Source organism: Borrelia duttonii Ly, assembly GCF_000019685.1.
In the GTDB taxonomy this organism is placed as follows: Bacteria; Spirochaetota; Spirochaetia; order Borreliales; family Borreliaceae; genus Borrelia; species Borrelia duttonii.
Genome location: NC_011256.1, coordinates 30,817 through 50,978, shown reverse-complemented (window position 1 = coordinate 50,978; position 20,162 = coordinate 30,817). Strand labels below are relative to the sequence as shown.

Below are 20,162 nucleotides of genomic sequence, written 5' to 3'. Positions count from 1 at the left end.
ACACAATACTGAAAATAAAAAAAGAGAGCCCTCTTGCTCTCTCTACTAATATTTATATCTAATAATTTTTAATTAAATTCAAATATTACTATCCTAATCTTACTGCTGACCTACTGCTTTTGGATCTCTTGCCTTATCTACTTCTGCCTTTACTTTCTCAATCACATTCTTTACTGTCTTCTTCACTATTTCTTCTACTGCTACTAATAATTTATTTACCGCACTTATTCCTACTGCTTTTACAACTTTATCATCATCATTATTATTAGCAGCTAATTTCCCACCTTTCACTAATGAACGTAATGCTATCCCTCCTGCCACTGCCGCTGCTTTAGCTGCTTCTTGTGCTAAATTAGCTTTATTGCCTCCTAATGCAAATTTTAATGTACTTGTTGAAGCATCTGCATTATTTACACCTAATGCTTGATCATTGTCTCCTGATGCAACTATTGATGCAAGCATTTCCTCCCCATTTACAATTGACAATATTGCTGCCGCTTTATCCCCCACTGCCGCTCCTGGCCCTTGATCTGTAGCTAATATTTTAGCTCCATCTTTATTATCTGCACTACCCACTTTTAATGCTATATCTCCTGCTTTTGGCCTTGCAACACCTTCTTTACTGGATGTGTCAACTATTCCTTTCAATGCTTTAAAGGCATCCTTCAATTCATCTGTACTTGCTGCTACTCCTTTGGCGTTAGATGCCACCTCACCTACAACATTGCCATCACCTATTCCCTTTAATGCTTCTAAATACCCTTTTAACGTACTTAAAGTAGCTTTTGCGGAATCAACAACTGCCCTTATTGACTTGTCATCAAATATACCATCTTTATCAATATCTGCTGATGCTTTTACTGCTACTTGTTCTAATTCTGTTGATGCAATTTTAAGTTTATTACCCAGACCATCAAAATAATCCCCTACTTCACTCTTCTTTGTGCCTTCAGTAACAGTAAATCCCAAAGAACCTGAAACTAGTTCCAAAAATGAGTAAAATACATTCTCTGCACTTCTCCCTACTTCCAGCAATACCTCACTTAAACTTTTAGCTCCTCTCCCGTCTCCTCCTCCTGCGCTGATCCTTCTCCCTTTACTCCCCCACTATTATATCCCATCATCACCACCATCATCATCACTAATAATAAATGGACAAACGAAAATTTATAAGATCTATATAAAAAGTAATGATTAATCTTATTACAAGATATTATCAATCTGAAAATACAAAATCTTTAATATTGACTTTTTTTATATTTATAATATGCAACCACTATAATTTATAATATCATTAAGGTTATATATAATTGTTATTTAATATTTACAAACGATTTTCATAATCAAGGTTAAAACTTATTTTTCATAGCGTATTATCTTTTTTTGTATGTACAATTTCATAAAATAAATAAACTGAATATTTTTCATTAGAATCTTTTTAAGAAAAAACAAATAATAAAATTAATCATATAAAGCAATATATCTTTAGTAACTAAAAACTTAAATAACAAGATAACAACATTGATTGATAGTACACTGAAAAATAATAAATTGTTCTTATTTGCTCAAAAAAAGCTTGCTAGCGCAAATTTAACACAATATTTATGTTATTTTAACATCAAAAAAGAAACCATCTCGTCTGAATCAAAAAAGATGGTTTTCTTTATACTTAAATAACTTTATTATTTCTTATTATTTCTATTTAACTTTCTCATTTATTGAGTAACAACAGATTGATTAGTCTCAGTTCCACTAGTCTCAGAATATTTTATTCCCTTAACCGCTTCTCCTATCTTATCTAAATTGATTGCTACTGTCTTCCTAATTATTAAATCCAACACCCCTAATACCTTATTTACCGCACTTACTTCTGCTGCTTTAACTCCTACAACCTCATTGACAGCAGCACTAAGTTTACCATTTTTAGCCATTGCCTTTAGTGCAACAGCTGCTACTAAATCAGCATTGGTTTTTGCACCATAGTTATCAGTAGTACTAGCACTGGTAGTCAATGCTCCAGCTTCATTATTATTCCCAACAGCAAGAACAACATCAGTCTTAGCATTCTTAATTTTATTAATCATTACCCATGGATCTGCTTTAAATACCTCTTCGGCTAATTTAGGTTCAACATTAGCAATATCACCAATATCAGCACCATTATTAATTACACCAGCAAGTTCAGTTAGTGAAGCAATTAGCCGTGTAAAAACATCATTTACTCCTTTGATTGCACCTTTAACAGCTTCAATTGTAACTCCATCAGCATTCTTAGCCTCCAATATCTTACCTTTTAGCCTCCTAGCTCTTTTAACTTATTCTTAGTTGTTATAAGTCCATCACCTATTTTCTTAAAGTATTCTCCCAACTTACCCTTCTTATCCCCCCGATTTCACTACATTAAACCCTAATACATCTCCTATTACACTCCCAAAACCAGCAAAAATTTTATTCTATCCATTCTCCTATTATTCCCTAATATCTTTTCTTTTAAGAAAGACACAAAAAATAAAATCATAAAAGTAACGAATGAATAGATAAACTAAAATCCAGAAAAATATCTATATAAAAACAACGATTGATTTTATTACTATCTATCATCAATCTGAAAATATAAAAATTCAGTAGTTAACCCTTTATATTTATAAAATCCAATTATTATAGTTCCTGGTATATTTTTTGTTATATTATGATTCAAATTATAACCTATACATGCTTATCATTTAACCCTTTTAAATGACTAATATGCCCTATAAGAAAGATTGAAAGTTTTATAATATATTATTTTTATTGATACAATCTTATAAAATAAACTGAATATTTTCCACTAGAATATTTAAAAGAAACCACAAATGATCAAATTAAAACACATAAAATAATAAACTCATGTTAAATATAACATAAAATAAAAGATACCAAGAACTTAAATCCCAGTATCTTTACTTCGTAACTTTACTTTTCTTATTTTATTATTTAATTATGTAATTCCAATTATTGCTTTTGACCACTAGAACCACTATTCTCAGATGCTACAGGAATAACATTAGTATTAATTTTCATAGCCTCTTTAACATTCTTAAATCCCAAATCAATTGTTTTTCTTATTGCTACTGTTAATGTATCTAATACCTTAGCTACTGCACTTACTGCCGCTCCTTTAGCAGCAATAACATAATCAGCGCTATCAGCAGTAGGCCCAGCAAACTTACCATTCTTAGCCATAGCTCTTAACGCTATACCTCCTGCTACTTCCGCATCTTTAGGAGCAGCACCAGCGTTACCATCATTACTCTTAGCTAAAGTAGCAGCTTTATCAGCTTTAACTATAGATTGCAAGATATCAGCACCAGTTACTGCACCAACAGCTTTTGACGCATCAGCTGAAACTTTTTTTGAATTGTCAGCATTACCAGCAGCAGCAGCAAACAATTTACCTGCTTCACCATCCCCAGCAGCAGCAGCAGTTCTTGCCGTACTACCATCTTCAGCTTTCTTATCATTCCCAGCCTCAGCATTTCCTACACCCTTAAGTACTACATCTACAATTGATTTAATTCCCTTGATTAATTTGTCAACATCCCCAACAACACCAGCAGCATTATTAGCACCAACATTACCAAGTAGATCATCACCTTCAATACCAACAGCCTCACTAGCAGTCTTAGCCCCTTCTATTATCTTATCAAGAGTTTCAGTAACTAATTTTTTTACTGCAGTCTCAATAGCCTCAGCATTCGGATTCTTTTCTTCCTTCATTTCAGCAACAATTTTCTCAAGTTTCTCCTTTGTCCCTTTAACAGTCTCCTGTACTGTCTTAAAATATTTCCCTACATCTGATTTCTTTGAATCAACATTTAACCCCAATACACTCCCTACCATTTCCCCAAATGAAGTAAAAACATTCAAAAATTCTTCACTCACATTAACTAATGACTGCAAATATTTATTCTTCCCTTGCTCTGCTTCTAATACTCCCCCACTATTACATCCCATCATCACCACCATCATCACCATTAATATTATTACTCTTATTTTCCCTCTACTTTTTTCTCTCTCCTCATTCTTTTCGCCTCCCTGTTTTTTATTTCACCTTCTTTTACTTCTCTCTTCATTTTCTTAGCCTCCTTTATTTTACTTATTTATTTTCTTATTTGTAGTTCTTTAAATACTAGTAAGACACAAAAAATAAAATCAGACACACATAAAATGAATGGATAAACGAAAATTCATAAAAATATCTACATAAAAACTTATGATTCATTTTGTTATTAATTGAAAAATAAAAAATATTTAAAATTGACTTTCACAGAATTAGAGTTTCTACTAATATTGATGTTCCTTCCTGTTTTTGGTGGTACCAATGGCAATGCTGGTATTAATGTTGGTCTTAAATAGTAGGTTAAATAGGTATAAATTAAACGCTATAATTCCAAGTAGTTAAACTTGTAATTTATAATTGTATATTCTAACCTGACTACCAGAATTTACTACATTAATTTTTACTCCAAATTTCCCTGCTGCATCAATAATACTTTTAACTTATGAAACAATGACTTAAAAACCAGTTCTATCAGTAGTACCAAGAGACAGCATCAAAATTACCACCAATATTAATCACTAGATTAACTTATTCCATAAACATAAAAAATAGCACAAGCTAAGAGCATAGTGCTCTTAGCTTTTTTATTAATTTTATTTCTTCAGTTACTTACCTTTTAATTTAATACTAATCCTATACATCTAAAATTAATTTTATATCCTAATCATTTATTTTGAATAAGTGTTGCTGCCTTAGAAGATGTTGTAAGTTCCGATATTGCTATTTCTAATGCACCATTAACAGACTTTAACAACTCATCTATTGCTGTGTTAAGTTCAATAAGTTCCTTAGCCCCTTTAGCTCCCGCAGCATCACTTTTAAGAAAGGCTGCTTTTGAATCCACATCAGAAGCATCTTCTTTACCAAGGGCAATATTCTCACTCTTCAATTTATCTAAAAATTTCTTACTTGATTGCTCAGCAACAATAACCTTTGCCTTAAGTGAATCGGTCTCAACTGATTGCTTTAATGCCTTCAATTTGGTTTCTGCAGTCAATATTACTTGAAATACCCCTGCAATTAAAGACCCATTATGATTAGAATTGGTAGTATCAAGTTCATAAGCATTTTTAATTTTTGCTCCTATAGCTTTAGCCAGCTCATCAACCGACTTAACTAAAGTCTCAACTTCCTTTACTTTCTCAACAAACTCCACCACACTCTTTATCTTCTCCCCAATCACCTTTAAATCTATTACACTCCCATCTCCCTTCTTTGCTTTCCCTTCCTCTCCTTCCTTTATTCCTCCTCCACTATTACATCCCATCACCACCATCACTACCATCACCATTATTCCTTTTACTATTCTTTTCATTCTATTCACTCTCTCTATTACTTATTACTCTCTTCCCTTTTATTTCCCCTTCTATTCCTTCTCTCTTAATTTTCTTCGCCTCCTTATTTTTTCTTTCTTTTTAGCTTTCTTTCATAGCTTTTCTTTAAATAATAGAAACAAAAAATATGATTTATATAACACACAATACCTAAAAATAAAAAAAGAGAGCTTTTTTGCTCTTCCTTTCCAGAGTTCTTATCTAAGAATTTTCACTATATTCAAATATATACTAATTCAACTTACTCACTAACTCTAGCTCCAACTCCTTCTACTTGCTCCATCTCTCCTAATACATTATTTATCTACTTTAACCCTTCATCCACTCTACTTCTGATTGCTATTGTCAATGTACTTAATACCTTATTTGCTGCACTTACTTGCCACTGCTCCATTAATAGCAAAAGCCGATTTATCTTCACACCCGTCTTAGCAACAAATTTACCATCCTTTGCCATTGCTCTTAACACTATCCCTCCTGCTATTACTGCATCTATCTTAGCCGCATCAAGTGTTTTAGTAGCAGAATTTTTATTAGCAAATGCAATTTCTGCAGCATTAGTTACAGTATTAATATCTTTAGCATCAGCATCGCCAGACTTTGCTATAGCTTGTAATATATCAGCTCCAGTTACTGCTCCTATTGTCGCACTTGCCGCTTGCTGCCTACAATTCTGTCCCATCATTAGCATTTGTAGCAAATAATCCACCAACTGACTTCTTTTCCTGATCTCCTGTTTTAATAGAAGTAGCATCTCCTTCTCTCTGTAAAACCACTCCAACAATTTCCTTTATTCCTTTTACAATAGAATTAACACTTTTAATATCAGCAGCCTCGGCATCCTGCTACTTAATAGCATTACCTATAACATCACCAACAGCACCACTGGATGCCTTTTTTTTTGCTCCTTTTTCAATCAGATAACAATTATTTACCCCTAGTAAAAAATTTTTGAGAAAACATCAAAACTTTATATAGTAACACAATAGATTTATGTCACTAAAACAAAAAAGGAAAATATCTCTCCTTAATAAAGAGAAAAATATTTTCCTTACATAAATAACTTTATTATTACTATTTAATTTACAGATTTATTTAGTAACAACAGATTGCACAGTACCAGATTGACCAGCCTCAATGCCAGAAGTTTCAGAATACTTTAATGCCTTAACTGTTTCTCTTATCTTATCTAAATTTATTGCTACTGTTTTCCCAATTAATACATCCAATATCACTAATACTTTATTCACAGCATTCGCTGCTGCTCCTTTAACTGAATCAGCATTATTAACACTAAATTTACCACCTTTGGTCATCGCCTTAAGAGCTACTGCCGCTGCTAAGTCAGCATTAGTTTTTGCAGTAACACCTGCAGCACCAGTTCCAGTAGCTAATTCTCCTGCAGCATCACCTGCAGCAGCCGCCCCATTTTTAGTCTGAGCATTTTTAATTTTATCAATCATTGCCCATGAATCTGCTTTAGATACCTCATCTGCTAGCTTATCACCTGCACCAGCATTATCATTCCCAGCTAAAGCATTAGGGCCATTACCATTAACTACTGTAGCACCACCATCACTTCCAGAAACAATTTTTATGCCAGAATCTATTGCAACTTCAACAATTTCTTTCACACTTTCAATTACAGTGTCTACACTAACTTTATCAGCACCAACTGCACCATTATTAGCATCGCCAAGAGGAACACTAGCACTAGTTACACCAGCAAGTTTAGTTAGTGAAGCAATTAGTTGCTCAAAAACATCACTTGCTCCTTTAATTGCATCCTCAACTACTTTAATTGTGCTCCCATCAACATTCTTAACTTCAGATATTTTAACTTTTAACTCGTTTAACTTATTCTTAGTTGTTGTAAGTCCTTCTCCTACTTTCTTAAAATGTTCTCCGACTTTACTTCTATTATCTCCCACTTTAACTACATTAAACCCTAATACATCCCCTATTGCACTCCCAAACCCAGCAAAAATCTCCTGAAACCCCTCTCCTATCTTTACTAATGACTCTAAAAAACTATTCTTAGCTTCCAAGTTTACCTTCCCTTCTCCACTTACTCCCCCACTATTACATCCCATCATCATCACTATCATCATCACCATTAATATCACTACTCTTACTTTCCCCTCTCCTTTTTTCTCTATATTCATTCTTCTAGCCTCCTTATTTTTTATTTTTTTCTAGCTTTTCTATTAAGGATTAGAAGAAACAAAGATGTTTATATGAAACACAACTCATCAAACTATATACAATACTGCAAATAAAAAAAGAGAGCTCTATGCTCTCATCAACTCGATCTTTATTTAACTAATTCAATTACATTCTCAATTATCCTAATTATCTTATTCTTTTATTCATTAATTTTGGCAACAGATCCTTCTCCTTGTTTAATCTCTCCTAACACCTCACTAATCCCTTTTAATCCTTCATCTACTGTATTCCTGATTGATATTGTTAATGTAGATAACACTTTGTTTACAGCACTTGCTACTGCTCCATTTACTGCATTTGCTGCTTTCTCTTCATTTTTAGCTGCAAACTTACCACCTTTTCCCATCCCTCTCAATGCTATTCCCCCTGCTATTACTGCATCTTTCTTTGCTGCTATATCGTTAATTTCTTTCTTATTATCTTCCTTATTAGCAGCAGCAATATTTGCTGCATCTTTTGCTGTATCAATTGCAGACGCATTAGTAGCCTCGCCTGAATTTGCTATCGCCTGCAATATATCAGCTCCACTTACCGCTCCTATAGTTGCACTTGCAGCCGCTGCTACTGCTTCACTACTATCATTAGCTTTGTTTCCACTAAATAACCCACCTATTGTTTTTTGCTCATCTGCTGATGTCTTAGTAGCTCCTGCATTTCCCTCATCTTTCTTGAGTACTACTCCAACTATTCCTTTAATTCCTTTAACTAATGCATTTACACTTGCAACATCTGCTGGTGATGCATCCTGACCAGTCGTAGGAGCACCACCAATAGCATCACTACTTTCAGTCCCGCTTGCTGCTGTTTTAGCTCCTTCTGCTATCTTGTCCAAAGTCGCAGTAATAAATTGCTCAACAACCGTTTTAACTTTTTCATATTTCCCATTCTTATTAAGAATTTCGTTCAATTTTACTTTGGTAGTTTTCATAGTCTCCTCAATATCACTAAAATACTTCCCTATCTCACTCTTCTTCGTATCCGCTTTTATCCCCAATGTCCCTGTAATCATATCGCCAAAACTCACAAATACATCTAAAAACCCTTTCCCTAAATTTACCATCTCACTCAAAAACACTTTCTCTGGATCTCTACCTCCACTATTACATCCCATCATCACCATCATCATCATTTTCTAGCCTATCTAATAAAGATAGTAAGACACAAAAACAAAATGGATACAACTATGAATGAACAGATAATAACTAACAAATGTTAGTACATAAACTTTATAACAAAACATTAAACTTTCAAAGTTTAAAAGGTTATTTTGAAAGTAATAATGATAATTTAGAACAATTTAAAGATCAAGCATCAAGTAATTGTGAAATAGAAGAATAAAGATAAAATTAAAAGCAAATCTTGTTTAAAAATCTCTATACAAACCAAAATAACTAATAGTATACTTAAAAACAAGGAGAATATTATATGTATAAATATCTAAAACACATACTAATTTATAATCTAATACTAATTTACTCTTGTACAGATAAAGTAAAAGAACCTACAAACACACAACAAGCGAATGACAATAAGAATTTTAATACCATTATTAATGGATTTAACAAATATATAGAAAAAGCAAGAGAAGACTTGAACAAACATGAAAAAGATAAAAGACAACTACAAAATTATGACGACTATAAAATAGCAATAGACAAATATGATAAATTTATTTCTTGGATTGAAGATAATCCCGACACAAAGAAAGAACTAGATACAGATTTTACTGAGGCTTATAATTGTCTAGAGCAAAGAAGAGCAGAAAATGCATCTGAAAAAACTTTAGATGAATATATACGTGATGCCATTGATTGCACAAATAATCCTTTATCATGTAAAGATACAAGGAAAAAATATGGAACTAAAAATAACCAGATATTTTTATTCTTTACATATAATTTCCATACACTATTTCACAGTAAAAACACTCTCAAAGATATATTAGTCAAATTTAAAACACTTGATATTTCAGAAGTAAAAGATAAATTTTGATTTTATTGTAAGTAAGCAATAAATTAAAAGTTTATAAAAAGTGAAGGAAGTTAACTTTATGTTAACCTATGATAAAAAGTAGGTAAACAAAAGAAAGATAGAGGCAAAATATTATCATTTCACAAAGTAATAGGCTTAAAATGGAGTAGAAAACAAGCATATAGTAAACAATAGGAATAAGTATCTTGGATATTTATTCCAAAAATATTTCAAACTATATCTTCTACTAACTTAAACCAAACTACATGTCATTTTTAACATACAAAGAAAGGACCAAAAAATTGACTAAACTTATAAGTATTTGTTAATATATTAATTAACCATTTAATAATTTTTAAAATTATTAGTTAATAAGTAAACTTGAAAATAAAAATACTAAACCCAAATCCACTCCTATAAGATTCTATCTGAATGAAAAGACAACAAAACTTGTAAAACGCTGCATCACAAAACTCAAAGATATAGATACAATTTCTGGATGGTTCATATACATATTATCAGTAACTGGTTGTAGAGAAGTAGAGATCAAAATGTCAAACTTATGATATATCAAAAGAAAAAAGCAATAATGGTGAAATATTTTTAGTTTACGTGTAAATGTTGCAAAGAAGCGAAGTAATATTTGCACCAGAGAAGTAGTAATTAGTGGAAATGAATATAAATCTATTATGAAAGTACATCATGATTATTTTATATCTAAAGGCAAAGACAAAAGACGTACATATCTATTAAAAAAAGCAAAAATAAATTTAAAGATAATAGAATAAATATAAATAAAATTTCAAAACAATTTAAAGATTTTGTATTCTAATTTCTATTGATCTTGCTTTTGTTACATCTATAGATGGTTTGTCTGTACTGCTATCTTCACTATTAGAAATATTATTTTCAATTTGTTCTTTATTGTTCTTTTGTTCAAGATCTAAATTACTAGCATCAGTATCAACTTCACTTTCTATTGACAAATATGCAACTAGTACATAAAGTTTGAAATAAGTTATTGCAGACCCCACAAGCTGCGGCCATGTATTTTGACTTTTGACCCCAAGAGACTTCAATTCTTTTATATGTGTTGATGTATCAAATGAATGTTAATATCCACTTAAAGGACTATAAAACGTTGTTGTAACAACATCTATTAAATTACAATCAATACTCTTTGTAGTTGGATACTGTACAAAATCAATATCTAGATCATGTTCCTTAATAAAATTCTTAACTTCCCTTACTATTTCATTAAAATCTTGATACTTATATCCATATCCATCAAGATTTTTGTTTACACCATTCAAACCCATTCTCAACGTTTTAAGGTTATTTAAAAAATCTATTTTCTTTTGATTCATTGTTGTATTTTTATTATTAATTTTTATTGTTTTCTATATATTTGTTTTTGTAATATTTTTGCATTCATTTATCACTCCTTAATTTCTAATATATAAAAATAATATAACGAAAACATAAGGAATAATAAAAATTGCAAAAAATACTCAAACATTAAAAGTTATAATATAAAAATTTAGAGCCTAATTAAACACTCTTTCTAGAATGCTTAATCAAGCTCTAAAAGCTAATTAAACGATAGCAATTAAGGTAGTATAAACGAAGAATACTACTGAAAAGTAGTGTATAATAAATTTAAAATAAAATCAACCCTTATTTTTCTATATATCTTTCAGTTTATGAAAAATTTACTTATCATAGACATTATAATAGATAATAGATATAATGATCATTATTAAGCAAAATAAAATTTATAGCTTCTTCACTAAAACCCTTTTTTAACAAATTCATAACTTAAGTCTTCTATTCGATATGTCCTATATGCTAAATTAGACATAAAAACTCCTTATTAATTATCCCTTCAATTTTTTAAACTCATTCTGAAGTTCTTCAAGAAACTCCTTTCTATTTTCAAAAAGTTCATCCAATACAAAACTAGTAAATTGAGAATTCTCCTTATAAAAATCATAACTACCTTGACTTCTAAGTTGAAAACGAAGTGGTTTTATTAGATTTTGTCTTGATTTCTTTATTGTTTTACTACCATTAGTTTTTATCAACAAAAGAGTGTCATTAATGCCATTTTCCAATAAGTAATCTTCACTTACAACACCATCTTCCATAGCGGCCGCTAATTTTAAATAATTATATATTTGACTCCTAGCTATTTTAAAATTTTTAGTAAATGCATCAAAAGTTTTAAATCCATCCATCTTGTAATAACCATTATCCTTTATTTCCTTTAAAATTTTCATACATTCTATTTTATAAATAATTTCTTTTTTAAATGAATTTACAAAATTTTCCTTTAATTTATTATAATATATTCTCAACTGTTCTTTACTATCAAACTTTTCTAAGACCCTATCATTTAACTGAATATTCACTTTACACCTCCTTTGTCCATTAAATGGATAATATATTTATGTTATACTTGTTTCTCTAAAAATTTATTAAATATATCCTGATATTCCACTATATAATCTTTATTAATATCAAAATCAGTATTGCTAGCTATTTTTCTATTTAAATCTTCTCGCTCTTTAATAGCTCCTAAAAAATTATCCTTAGCTTCTATAATATTCAACAAATACTTATGTGTTTTATTTCTTTTAAATCTAGTTACAATTAAATATATAGGTATTTTAAATCCTGCCTTTACGATAAAATGTTCTAATAATTGAAGACTTTCTACGGCCCATTTCTCAGCTGTCATTGGTACTATCACATAACTACTAACAACTAAAGCATTGACTAAAGTAAAATCTAAACTAGGATTTGTATCTATTATAATATAATCGTATCTTTCATTTAATAATTTTAAATTTTCTTTTAGCCTCATTTCTTTAAATAAAATATTCTCAGCATTAAATTGATACAAGGTTAAGTAACTAGGTATTAAATCTAAACCCTTCTTGATATTTAATATTGATTCATTAATATTAATATTATTTTTTATTACTTCATATATATTAAATTGGACAACATCAAATTTTTGGCGTTCTATATCTTTAATAAAATAACTAGTAGAAGATGCTTGTGTATCCATATCTATAAGCAAAACTTTAAATTTCTGTGCCAACAAAGTTGAAAATATAAGACTGGTCGTACTTTTACCAACCCCACCTTTAATTGATGCAATAGTAATTATTTTTGATTTTTTTCGATCCATTTAGTTATAAGACCTCCTTCTAATAATTTCTTTCCATAAAATTTATATACTTTTTTCTCTAAATTTACTATTAATTCAAGTAAAAATTGACTATATTGTGTTTCCTTTTTTTCTTTTTTAATTAAACGCGAAATTCCTTTAATATAACAAAACACACTTCCTCTTTTAAATCTAAATTCCATATAATAAATTTTTGAAAATGTGGATGACTTTATAACACCATTCTCTTCATATCTAGTCACAATTTTTTGCATTGGCTTTCTATATCCATAAAAAATACCTAAAAACTTGTCATCTTCTTTTAAAGGAAACAAATTGAATTCATAGATTTTTTCCATACTAAACAAATTTCTAAATGCAATAAAAAATTTATTTTTCTGAGTTTTGTTAACTCCAAATGTGTAAAAATCCATTACAATTCTTGTATGATATATTTTTCTACTATTATTTTCCTCTATTTTGATAAAAATAGATTTATCTCCTTTTTCTTTAATTTCTATTTTTTTTTCTCTAAGACGCTCTAATACACTGTCCATAACAAATCCTTAGTCAACAATTTTTTCATACTCCGCTATTCTTAAATGTTCTTTGCCCTCTACCATCTCTAAAATTTCATAGTAATAGTGATTATTAAATACTTGACTATATTTCAAATCAATCTGATTACTTAAATAATTTCTTAATATTGGCGCTAAAACTTTAACCTCTACTTTGTTCTTCAACTGATCTAATAGTATACTAAATATATTATTTCTAATCTGCTTATAGTCTTCTTTTTTACCTTTTTTCTTGCATTCAACTGTTTTCTTAATCCTTTTTACTATCTGCCCTAAATCTCCGTATTTACTACTCTCTACGATAAAGTGCGGCTTGTTTTTATACTTGTCATACGCTTTTTGTATCTCTATTTCTAATTGCTTCTCATTGTATCCTTCTTTTTTAAATACTTCCTTTGTCTCTGCTAATGTCTTTTCTAATTCTTGTTGTCTTCCTATTAATCTATTGTTCTTGTTTCGTTCTCTTTCTCTTTTATTCTCTTCTTTCTTCAGTTCTATTAGCTTTTCTATTTTTATTTCTTTTGTTGTTTCTAAATTCAAAATAGAGAGATATTTATCATCTTTGAATTCACACTTCTTTATGTATTTTTCTAGCTGTGCATTTTCTCTTTCTATTTTTTCTAGTTCTTTCTTCTTCTTATTATTATTACTATTATTATTAATACACTCCCATTTTTCTGCACTCCCATTTTTCTTTAGACTCCCATTATTAGTGCATGTTTGTTGATGATATAAGTTAGCGCGTTGTTGAAATCTGTCTTCTTTTTTTTCTTTAAAATGTCTATTGATTTTATAGTGACATACTTTTTTAGAAAATCTAAGTTTATAGTGAATTTCAGTACCACAATTCTCTCCTAAATGTCTGTAATAGTTACTAGTTACGTGAAATTCTTTTTCTAATTTGTATAAATAACTTTGTAGGGTTTTGAGTGTAGCTTTTTTTTGACCATTATTGTTTAAGTTATTATTAAAGTAATAGAGTATTTTATTTTGATTATATTGCTTAAAGTGAGAATTTATGTAATTTAATGTTGATATTAAAACGATTAATTTGTGTTGGTATTTATTATTGATGGGCCTTTTTGTACTCCCCATATTAAACTCCTTAATTACTACCATTCATGATAGTTCAATTTCAAATAAAAAGCAAACATTTATTTTTTATTTGGATAAATCGATTTAAAAAAAAATAACAAAAATATTATATCAAAAAATTGATAAAAATAATTTTTGTTATATAGTATATTTCTATATATTAGAAATTAAGTAGTAATAAATGAGTAAGAATAATATTACAGAAATTAATAATGGAGTAAAAAGAATGAATCAACAAGATTTATATACTCAACAAGTTATTAAAGGTTTAGAAGCTTTTATTCCAGAGTCTGATAATAATAAACAAACTAATATAAGTAAAATGAGCAAAATAGGACGTAAATTACCTGGTATCAAAAAGAATGAATATTTCAAGTTTAATAGTAAAGAAGATTTTTCTATTCAACGTGGGACGTTAACAAGATTTGGTGCTAGTGAAGTTGGGAGTATATTTCTTGGTGTTGATGCTGCTTCTGAATTAATTATAAGTAGAGTACTTAAATCTTTTAGAAAAGAAGTTCCATATAAAGATAATTTGCATATTAAAAAAGGTAAAGCATTAGAAAATTTAGGATTTGATGAGTTTCTACGTATTTATTTTGATAATATACAAGTTTTACATAAAAACAAATATGCTAATGGAATAGACAAATATAATTACTTCAAACGAGTAGGGTTAGGAGATAATCTTGTTGGTGCAACAATAGATGGTTGGTTTGTAAACAATCAAGGTGAAGCAGAACTATTAGAGATTAAATGTGATGATAATAATTATTTAACATCAGCTATTACAGAATATAATCAAACAGGTAATTTTTTAGATAGTAAATATTTCTTTAAATATTATGTTCAAGCACAAGTGCAACTTGCATGTACTGGCTTATCAAAATGCAACCTATTCTTTTTAATTAGTGATGAGCCTATTAATTGTGTTATAGAGAGGAATAATGGCGTTATAGGGATAGTGATGATTTATATTGCGGCATTGGATATGGAAGTTGGGCGTATTTGTAATATCATAAAGAATGATAATTCTATTGATCTTGCAAATATTGACATAGAAGATTTAACAAATCATATAAAACTATTCTTACAAGATAGTCAATATTATTCAAGCCTGACAGAATTAAATTATAAAGATGAATTTATAAATTTTATCAATATTGTTAATTTAAATATTGGTTCTGAAGAGCGAGAACTTTTAGAGAAACATTTAGTTGATATTCAATCTAAGCAAACAGAAATAGAGAAAAAAGAGAAAGAGAATGCTAAAGAATTATATGCACTTACTAAACAAGATAAGGATGTTCTTAAAGATATATTTGGTAAGTTATCTATGGAGTTTTCGTTAACAGATAATATTGTTTATAGATTAGGAAAGAATATATTTGCTTTAAATGCAGGTAAACGTGCTATTAAAGATAGGTTTAAATTAATTACGGATCATTATGATTATTATGATATTAATGATATTAGTTCTCGTCGTAAGTCCTCTATATCTAATCCTTTATCTTTCACCTCATATGCAATTTAATGGAAGGTGGAGCAGATGGTTGTACATGTGATAATTTTCATTTTAATAATTTTATATCGTATGTTAAAATTTATATATAAGTGTTTCAGAAATATTATTAAAAAATATGTTTATGACTATCATAAAACAAAAGAATACAATGAATATTTAGGTAACCTGTATTGTGATCTCCAAATAATGGAAATCAGACGTAGGCTTTATGATGATGGGGGTTTTGATGTCTGACATTAATAACATCACATTATCAGGACGCTTAGTTAAAGATTCACTTTTATCTTATAGTAGTACAAATTTAGCTATACTAAATTTTTCTATAGCTAATAATATTACTGAGATTGTTTGGTGAGGACAGTAAGCATCATAATCCTAAAGTTGATATTCCTATTCTTGTTCCTACTTCTGTTCCTGATTCTGCTTGTGAATTTAATGAAGATATTCCTTTTTAGAAGTTTATAAAAGATGAGGATTATATGAGGATTAATTGTTATATTTTAAATCTATGTAGAATCTTAAGTGTCTTTGGCATTAAACGAGATGTTCGTGTTGAGGATAAAGATTATAAATGTTTAAAAGATGAATTTGAGATAAGTGAAGTTAAGATAAAGAATAATATTGGATCCCATTTTATGGCAACAAATAATACAGAAGTTTTATATGATCCTCTTTTTCTTAAAGATAGAGGATAAGAATATCATCTTAAATTTAAATCTAAGCGTATATTTAAAAAAATATAACTTACTCCATATATGTATTCATTATTAAAAGGCTATATACCTTTTTTTATGCTTATTTATTATGTTAAATCTTGATTTTTGTTAAGTTTAATTATATAATAACTATGTATTGAATTACCTTTAGCCTATTTTTAACCTTTATTTTTAAAATAAAAAATTCTAACAAAGAGAATTGTAACTTCTTTTTGTTAGTTTGTAGTAATACATTGATTTAATTTTATGTTTTCATAGATTATATAGCAATACATGAAATATACAATATGATGACATTGATATTCTTTCAAAGAATTCTTAATATCCTTGTAAGCTTGTATTGTTCTAGCTTAAGATAATCCGTAAACATTATCAATTTCAGAAGTTGATGCATATTTCATTAGTTCTGTAATTTCAAATGAATTGTATCCTTTGGTTTTAATTGAAGCAATAAATATATTGCGGCATATATGTAGTGATTTGAGTTGTTTAAATCCAGCTGATTTTAGTAGTAATTTAAACTTAATTGCAATTTTATTTATATTAATTTTGTTATCTTTAAATTTATTTTTGCTTTTTTAAAATAGATATGTACATCTTGAATCTTTGTCTTTAGATGTAAAATAATCATGATGTACTCTCATAATAGATTTATATTCATTTTCACTAATTACTACTTCTCTGATGCAAATATTACTTCGCTTCTTTGCAACATTTATACGTAAACTATAAAATACCTCATCATTATTGCTTTTTTCTTGTGATATATCAGTAAATTTGACATTTTGTATCTCTACTCCTCTACAACCAGCTATTGATAATATGTATACGAACCATCCAGAAATTGGGTCTATAGCTTTAAGTTTTGTGATGCAGCGTTTTACAAGTTTTGTTGTCTTTTCATTCAGATAGAATCTTATAGGAGTGTATTTGGGTTTAGTATTTCTATTTTTAAGTTTACTTATTAACTAATGATTTTAAAAATTATCAAATGGTTAATTAATATATTAACAAATACTTATAAGTTTAGTCAATTTTTTGGTCCTTTCTTTGTATGTTAAAAATGACATGTAGTTTGGTTTAAGTTAGTAGAATATATAGTTTTAAATATTTTTGGAATAAATATCTATGAGACTTTGTGGTAACTTTATCAAATACTTGAAAATTTAGTCTATATTCTTTCTATATCTCATTTTAACGACTTATCTATTTGCAATGAGAGATATCTTTCTTCTTTTTTTTAACTTATCTTTTTGTGTTAACTTTAAGTTAACATTTTGTTTATTTATGCCTTTTTTTAAATCTTTTTATTTATCCTTTTACTTGTATCAAAATATCTCGATACTTTCTTTTTTAAATCTGTATTTTAAATTCTATTTATAAAATTTGTTTATAGCTTGACAGTCTTATTGATTGCCTTGTCCACAAGTACTAGCTGCTTGTCCTTTTAAATTATCTAAGCCACCTTCCAAAGCGCCTTTTACTACTTCTTTAAATGTTGTTTTTTGTTGTTCTGCGTTATCTCCTGTGCACTTTGCAAGTTCTGATTGAATGTGATCAAGAGCATCTTTTATTTTAGATTCGTCTGCATTTAAAAAATTGTTAAAATCAGATCCACTACCCAAAACTTCTTTTAAAAAATCTAGACCTTTGATTTGACTTTCACTTAACTTTTCTCTCAAGTTTTCTTCAGGTGTTTTTTGTGCTTCTACTTGTTGTTCTAAGTCTCTTTTGTGTCTACTCTTAATTCCTTTATTTGTATTATTATTTTGTTCACAACTACTCATTAATAGTAATAAAATCAAAGTAAAATTGATTATTTTCATATAGAATCTCCTCATTTTAATAGATATTTTTGATTTTAAATATATAGCGATTATTGTTATGTTGTATGAATTACTTTTATTATTATTTGATTAGCAACTATTAAATTGTAGTTGCTAATTGTTTATTTATTTTTGATTAACAATTTATTTTGTTACTAATTTTTAGTCTTTCCATAGTGACAATGAATTTTGATAGGTATAACTTTCTTTATTTTTAAGTTCTTTTTTCATTACTTGAAATATTTCTTCATTAGTAGCATGTTCGTTTGTTCGAGATATACTTTTCATTATTATACTCAAGAAATAAATATTTATATAATTCGTCAAATCATTTTTATTACGTCCATACCAACTAGGGTCGTATGTGTGGCTTTTTTGATATTCTTTATTATGAAAAAAATGAAAAGAATCTTTTATATATTGCTCAGTACTTTTATATTTGTGACTTGCAAGTTTTTTTCGTTTATCATCTATAAAGTCATATGCGTAACTAAAAGCATTAATTAATTCTTTTTGTTTTTGTATTTGTGCTGGATCATTGAAGATCCAATTATGAAACTTGTTATATCTTTTTATGTCGTTTTCCACTGTTTGAGTATCTTTTGCTTTATATATATTATCATAGCGTTTTATAGTCATATTCAATCCATATATTAATGCGTTTAATTTATTTTTTTCTTCAGTTGACATGATGCTTGCAGATGGCTTTACTAAAACTATAGGAGGTACTTGATGTTTGTTTGTATGTTTATTTGTATTTGTATGTTTATTTGTATTTGTATGTTTATTTGTATTTGTATGTTTATTTGTATTTGTATGTTTATTTGTATTTGTATGTTTATTTGCATTACAACCATATAAAAATAATGTGATGCAAAGTATTAATATATTTTTTTCATATAATATTCTCCTTATTTTTTATTATACATAATTAATTAATTAATAATATGTTTTTATTTTAAAAATATATCTTTGGTTTTATTGTATGTTTTGTAAAATTATTATTTTGTTATAGAGCTTATGTTAAGTTAAATTAATTTTTTTTAATTTAGAAGGTTGAAGAGATATGAATAAAGTAAAGAAATCATTTTATGATTATATTGTGTATTTTAATGAAAGTAAGCTTAGTGATGCACAGAATTAGTAAAGAGATGGGTGTAAGTCGTGCTAATGTATGTAAAATGAGGCGTAGATGGGAGTCTAGAGAAAGCAATAATTTAGAAGAATATCCAAAAGTAACAATTAGTGAAGAAGTTCTAAATAATGTGTTAATTCGTGCATCAGAGCATAATTCACAATCAAGTAGTATTAAAAGCCAGCTTCATATGTCTCGAAATAGATTGAGATTAGAATTTATTGCGTCATTTATAGTTATTTAGATTTGGAATTTAAATCATACAATAAGGAAATAAAGGTATTAGAGAGCAAAATTGAAAGACTTAGAGAAGGAATTAATAATGAAGACGAGCAAGATCTTAATAATAAGCTATGTGAACTTGACGAAGTTAAACGAGCAGAAGAACTTAAAAAAATGGAATTGTATTACCAAGCCATGCTTAAATTAAAAGCAACTGATTTTGAATCACAAGTTAAATTTAAAATTTAAAGGATTATGTT

The 20,162-nt window shown here is 28.5% G+C and carries 19 protein-coding genes and 5 pseudogenes; 9 read left to right on the top strand and 15 right to left on the bottom strand.

Going from position 1 to position 20,162, the window contains the following annotated elements; all coding sequences use genetic code 11:
- Positions 1–99: 99 nt before the first annotated feature.
- The 3 genes and pseudogenes from BDU_RS07060 to BDU_RS07050 all read right to left on the bottom strand — a co-directional run bounded on the left by BDU_RS07060 (position 100) and on the right by BDU_RS07050 (position 4,014).
- Positions 100–1,139: pseudogene (locus BDU_RS07060) on the bottom strand (variable large family protein).
- Positions 1,140–1,715: 576 nt separating this feature from the next.
- Positions 1,716–2,450 (bottom strand): annotated as a pseudogene (locus BDU_RS07055) (variable large family protein); the annotation flags it as partial.
- Between the two features lie 541 nt (positions 2,451–2,991).
- The gene (locus BDU_RS07050) at positions 2,992–4,014 is read right to left on the bottom strand and encodes a variable large family protein (RefSeq protein WP_012539661.1); all 1,023 of its coding nucleotides are present in this window, start codon (positions 4,012–4,014) and stop codon (positions 2,992–2,994) included.
- 258 nt (positions 4,015–4,272) lie between these two features.
- Between BDU_RS07050 and BDU_RS08895 the strand changes: the two genes are divergently transcribed.
- On the top strand, positions 4,273–4,395 hold the full coding sequence (locus tag BDU_RS08895; RefSeq protein WP_318250858.1) for a hypothetical protein: 123 nt from the start codon (positions 4,273–4,275) through the stop codon (positions 4,393–4,395).
- Positions 4,396–4,763: 368 nt separating this feature from the next.
- On the opposite strand, the gene BDU_RS07045 is transcribed toward BDU_RS08895, so the two are convergent.
- From BDU_RS07045 to BDU_RS07030, 4 genes and pseudogenes are all read right to left on the bottom strand, one after another.
- Positions 4,764–5,414 (bottom strand): Vsp/OspC family lipoprotein, encoded by a 651-nt coding sequence (locus BDU_RS07045; protein WP_041177950.1) that lies wholly within the window; start codon positions 5,412–5,414, stop codon positions 4,764–4,766.
- 260 nt (positions 5,415–5,674) lie between these two features.
- Positions 5,675–6,350, bottom strand: a pseudogene (locus BDU_RS09065) (variable large family protein); the annotation flags it as partial.
- Between the two features lie 174 nt (positions 6,351–6,524).
- Positions 6,525–7,598 (bottom strand): variable large family protein, encoded by a 1,074-nt coding sequence (locus tag BDU_RS07035; protein ID WP_012539659.1) that lies wholly within the window; start codon positions 7,596–7,598, stop codon positions 6,525–6,527.
- Between the two features lie 200 nt (positions 7,599–7,798).
- Entirely contained in the window at positions 7,799–8,788 is a 990-nt protein-coding gene (locus tag BDU_RS07030) for a variable large family protein (RefSeq protein WP_012539658.1), read from the bottom strand.
- Positions 8,789–8,868: 80 nt separating this feature from the next.
- Here BDU_RS07030 and BDU_RS08880 point away from each other — a divergent pair, with 80 nt between their 5' ends.
- Together BDU_RS08880 and BDU_RS07600 are read left to right on the top strand one after the other, a co-directional pair.
- Entirely contained in the window at positions 8,869–8,997 is a 129-nt protein-coding gene (locus BDU_RS08880) for a hypothetical protein (protein ID WP_318250857.1), read from the top strand.
- A gap of 87 nt (positions 8,998–9,084) precedes the next feature.
- The gene (locus BDU_RS07600; protein ID WP_012539657.1) at positions 9,085–9,651 is read left to right on the top strand and encodes an Mlp family lipoprotein; all 567 of its coding nucleotides are present in this window, start codon (positions 9,085–9,087) and stop codon (positions 9,649–9,651) included.
- A 791-nt stretch (positions 9,652–10,442) separates the two neighbouring features.
- On the opposite strand, the pseudogene BDU_RS07020 reads toward BDU_RS07600, so the two are convergent.
- The 6 genes and pseudogenes from BDU_RS07020 to BDU_RS07000 all read right to left on the bottom strand — a co-directional run bounded on the left by BDU_RS07020 (position 10,443) and on the right by BDU_RS07000 (position 14,478).
- Positions 10,443–10,997: pseudogene (locus BDU_RS07020) on the bottom strand (ERF family protein).
- Between the two features lie 364 nt (positions 10,998–11,361).
- Positions 11,362–11,491, bottom strand: a pseudogene (gene bdr / locus BDU_RS09060) (Bdr family repetitive protein); the annotation flags it as partial.
- A gap of 16 nt (positions 11,492–11,507) precedes the next feature.
- Positions 11,508–12,041: a chromosome replication/partitioning protein gene (locus tag BDU_RS07015; RefSeq protein ID WP_012539656.1), complete on the bottom strand. Its 534-nt coding sequence runs from the start codon at positions 12,039–12,041 to the stop codon at positions 11,508–11,510.
- A 41-nt stretch (positions 12,042–12,082) separates the two neighbouring features.
- The gene (locus BDU_RS07010; RefSeq protein WP_012539655.1) at positions 12,083–12,826 is read right to left on the bottom strand and encodes a ParA family protein; all 744 of its coding nucleotides are present in this window, start codon (positions 12,824–12,826) and stop codon (positions 12,083–12,085) included.
- Positions 12,802–13,362, bottom strand: coding sequence for a DUF226 domain-containing protein (locus BDU_RS07005; RefSeq protein WP_012539654.1), 561 nt, complete (start codon positions 13,360–13,362; stop codon positions 12,802–12,804). Before BDU_RS07005 ends, BDU_RS07010 begins: the two co-directional genes overlap by 25 nt.
- 9 nt (positions 13,363–13,371) lie before the next feature.
- Positions 13,372–14,478 carry a plasmid maintenance protein gene (locus BDU_RS07000; RefSeq protein WP_041177948.1) on the bottom strand — a complete coding sequence of 369 codons (1,107 nt, stop codon included), beginning with the start codon at positions 14,476–14,478 and terminating at the stop codon, positions 13,372–13,374.
- Positions 14,479–14,659: 181 nt separating this feature from the next.
- Here BDU_RS07000 and BDU_RS06995 point away from each other — a divergent pair, with 181 nt between their 5' ends.
- The 4 genes from BDU_RS06995 to BDU_RS06985 all read left to right on the top strand — a co-directional run bounded on the left by BDU_RS06995 (position 14,660) and on the right by BDU_RS06985 (position 16,698).
- Positions 14,660–16,012, top strand: coding sequence for a DUF244 domain-containing protein (locus tag BDU_RS06995; protein ID WP_012539652.1), 1,353 nt, complete (start codon positions 14,660–14,662; stop codon positions 16,010–16,012).
- Between the two features lie 15 nt (positions 16,013–16,027).
- On the top strand, positions 16,028–16,237 hold the full coding sequence (locus tag BDU_RS08145) for a hypothetical protein (RefSeq protein WP_041177947.1): 210 nt from the start codon (positions 16,028–16,030) through the stop codon (positions 16,235–16,237).
- The gene (locus tag BDU_RS08875) at positions 16,230–16,358 is read left to right on the top strand and encodes a single-stranded DNA-binding protein (RefSeq protein WP_318250856.1); all 129 of its coding nucleotides are present in this window, start codon (positions 16,230–16,232) and stop codon (positions 16,356–16,358) included. The genes BDU_RS08145 and BDU_RS08875 overlap by 8 nt, the downstream gene beginning before the upstream one ends.
- Before the next feature lie 124 nt (positions 16,359–16,482).
- Positions 16,483–16,698, top strand: coding sequence for a DUF261 family protein (locus tag BDU_RS06985; RefSeq protein WP_081434538.1), 216 nt, complete (start codon positions 16,483–16,485; stop codon positions 16,696–16,698).
- A gap of 1,427 nt (positions 16,699–18,125) precedes the next feature.
- Here BDU_RS06985 and BDU_RS06980 read toward each other — a convergent pair.
- Complete coding sequence (locus BDU_RS06980; protein ID WP_041177946.1) at positions 18,126–18,545, bottom strand: Mlp family lipoprotein; 420 nt, start codon at positions 18,543–18,545, stop codon at positions 18,126–18,128.
- Between the two features lie 162 nt (positions 18,546–18,707).
- Entirely contained in the window at positions 18,708–19,184 is a 477-nt protein-coding gene (locus BDU_RS06975) for a hypothetical protein (protein WP_404801593.1), read from the bottom strand.
- A 491-nt stretch (positions 19,185–19,675) separates the two neighbouring features.
- Here BDU_RS06975 and BDU_RS08870 point away from each other — a divergent pair, with 491 nt between their 5' ends.
- Together BDU_RS08870 and BDU_RS08865 are read left to right on the top strand one after the other, a co-directional pair.
- Positions 19,676–19,924 carry a DUF603 domain-containing protein gene (locus tag BDU_RS08870; RefSeq protein WP_318250860.1) on the top strand — a complete coding sequence of 83 codons (249 nt, stop codon included), beginning with the start codon at positions 19,676–19,678 and terminating at the stop codon, positions 19,922–19,924.
- 2 nt (positions 19,925–19,926) lie between these two features.
- A complete protein-coding gene (locus tag BDU_RS08865; RefSeq protein WP_318250855.1) occupies positions 19,927–20,151 on the top strand; it encodes a hypothetical protein in 225 nt (74 codons plus the stop codon).
- Positions 20,152–20,162: the final 11 nt, after the last annotated feature.

Excerpts from the sequence above, each read along its gene's own strand:
- BDU_RS07050 (WP_012539661.1), bottom strand. The coding sequence starts at position 4,014 with ATGGTGATGATGGTGGTGATGATGGGATGTAATAGTGGGGGAGTATTA.
- BDU_RS07045 (WP_041177950.1), bottom strand. The coding sequence starts at position 5,414 with ATGAAAAGAATAGTAAAAGGAATAATGGTGATGGTAGTGATGGTGGTG.
- BDU_RS07035 (WP_012539659.1), bottom strand. The coding sequence starts at position 7,598 with ATGAATATAGAGAAAAAAGGAGAGGGGAAAGTAAGAGTAGTGATATTA.
- BDU_RS07030 (WP_012539658.1), bottom strand. The coding sequence starts at position 8,788 with ATGATGATGATGGTGATGATGGGATGTAATAGTGGAGGTAGAGATCCA.
- BDU_RS08880 (WP_318250857.1), top strand. The coding sequence starts at position 8,869 with ATGTTAGTACATAAACTTTATAACAAAACATTAAACTTTCAAAGTTTA.
- BDU_RS07600 (WP_012539657.1), top strand. The coding sequence starts at position 9,085 with ATGTATAAATATCTAAAACACATACTAATTTATAATCTAATACTAATT.
- BDU_RS07010 (WP_012539655.1), bottom strand. The coding sequence starts at position 12,826 with ATGGATCGAAAAAAATCAAAAATAATTACTATTGCATCAATTAAAGGT.
- BDU_RS07005 (WP_012539654.1), bottom strand. The coding sequence starts at position 13,362 with ATGGACAGTGTATTAGAGCGTCTTAGAGAAAAAAAAATAGAAATTAAA.
- BDU_RS07000 (WP_041177948.1), bottom strand. The coding sequence starts at position 14,478 with ATGGGGAGTACAAAAAGGCCCATCAATAATAAATACCAACACAAATTA.
- BDU_RS06995 (WP_012539652.1), top strand. The coding sequence starts at position 14,660 with ATGAGTAAGAATAATATTACAGAAATTAATAATGGAGTAAAAAGAATG.
- BDU_RS08145 (WP_041177947.1), top strand. The coding sequence starts at position 16,028 with ATGGTTGTACATGTGATAATTTTCATTTTAATAATTTTATATCGTATG.
- BDU_RS08875 (WP_318250856.1), top strand. The coding sequence starts at position 16,230 with ATGTCTGACATTAATAACATCACATTATCAGGACGCTTAGTTAAAGAT.
- BDU_RS06985 (WP_081434538.1), top strand. The coding sequence starts at position 16,483 with ATGAGGATTAATTGTTATATTTTAAATCTATGTAGAATCTTAAGTGTC.
- BDU_RS06980 (WP_041177946.1), bottom strand. The coding sequence starts at position 18,545 with ATGAAAATAATCAATTTTACTTTGATTTTATTACTATTAATGAGTAGT.
- BDU_RS06975 (WP_404801593.1), bottom strand. The coding sequence starts at position 19,184 with ATGACTATAAAACGCTATGATAATATATATAAAGCAAAAGATACTCAA.
- BDU_RS08870 (WP_318250860.1), top strand. The coding sequence starts at position 19,676 with ATGCACAGAATTAGTAAAGAGATGGGTGTAAGTCGTGCTAATGTATGT.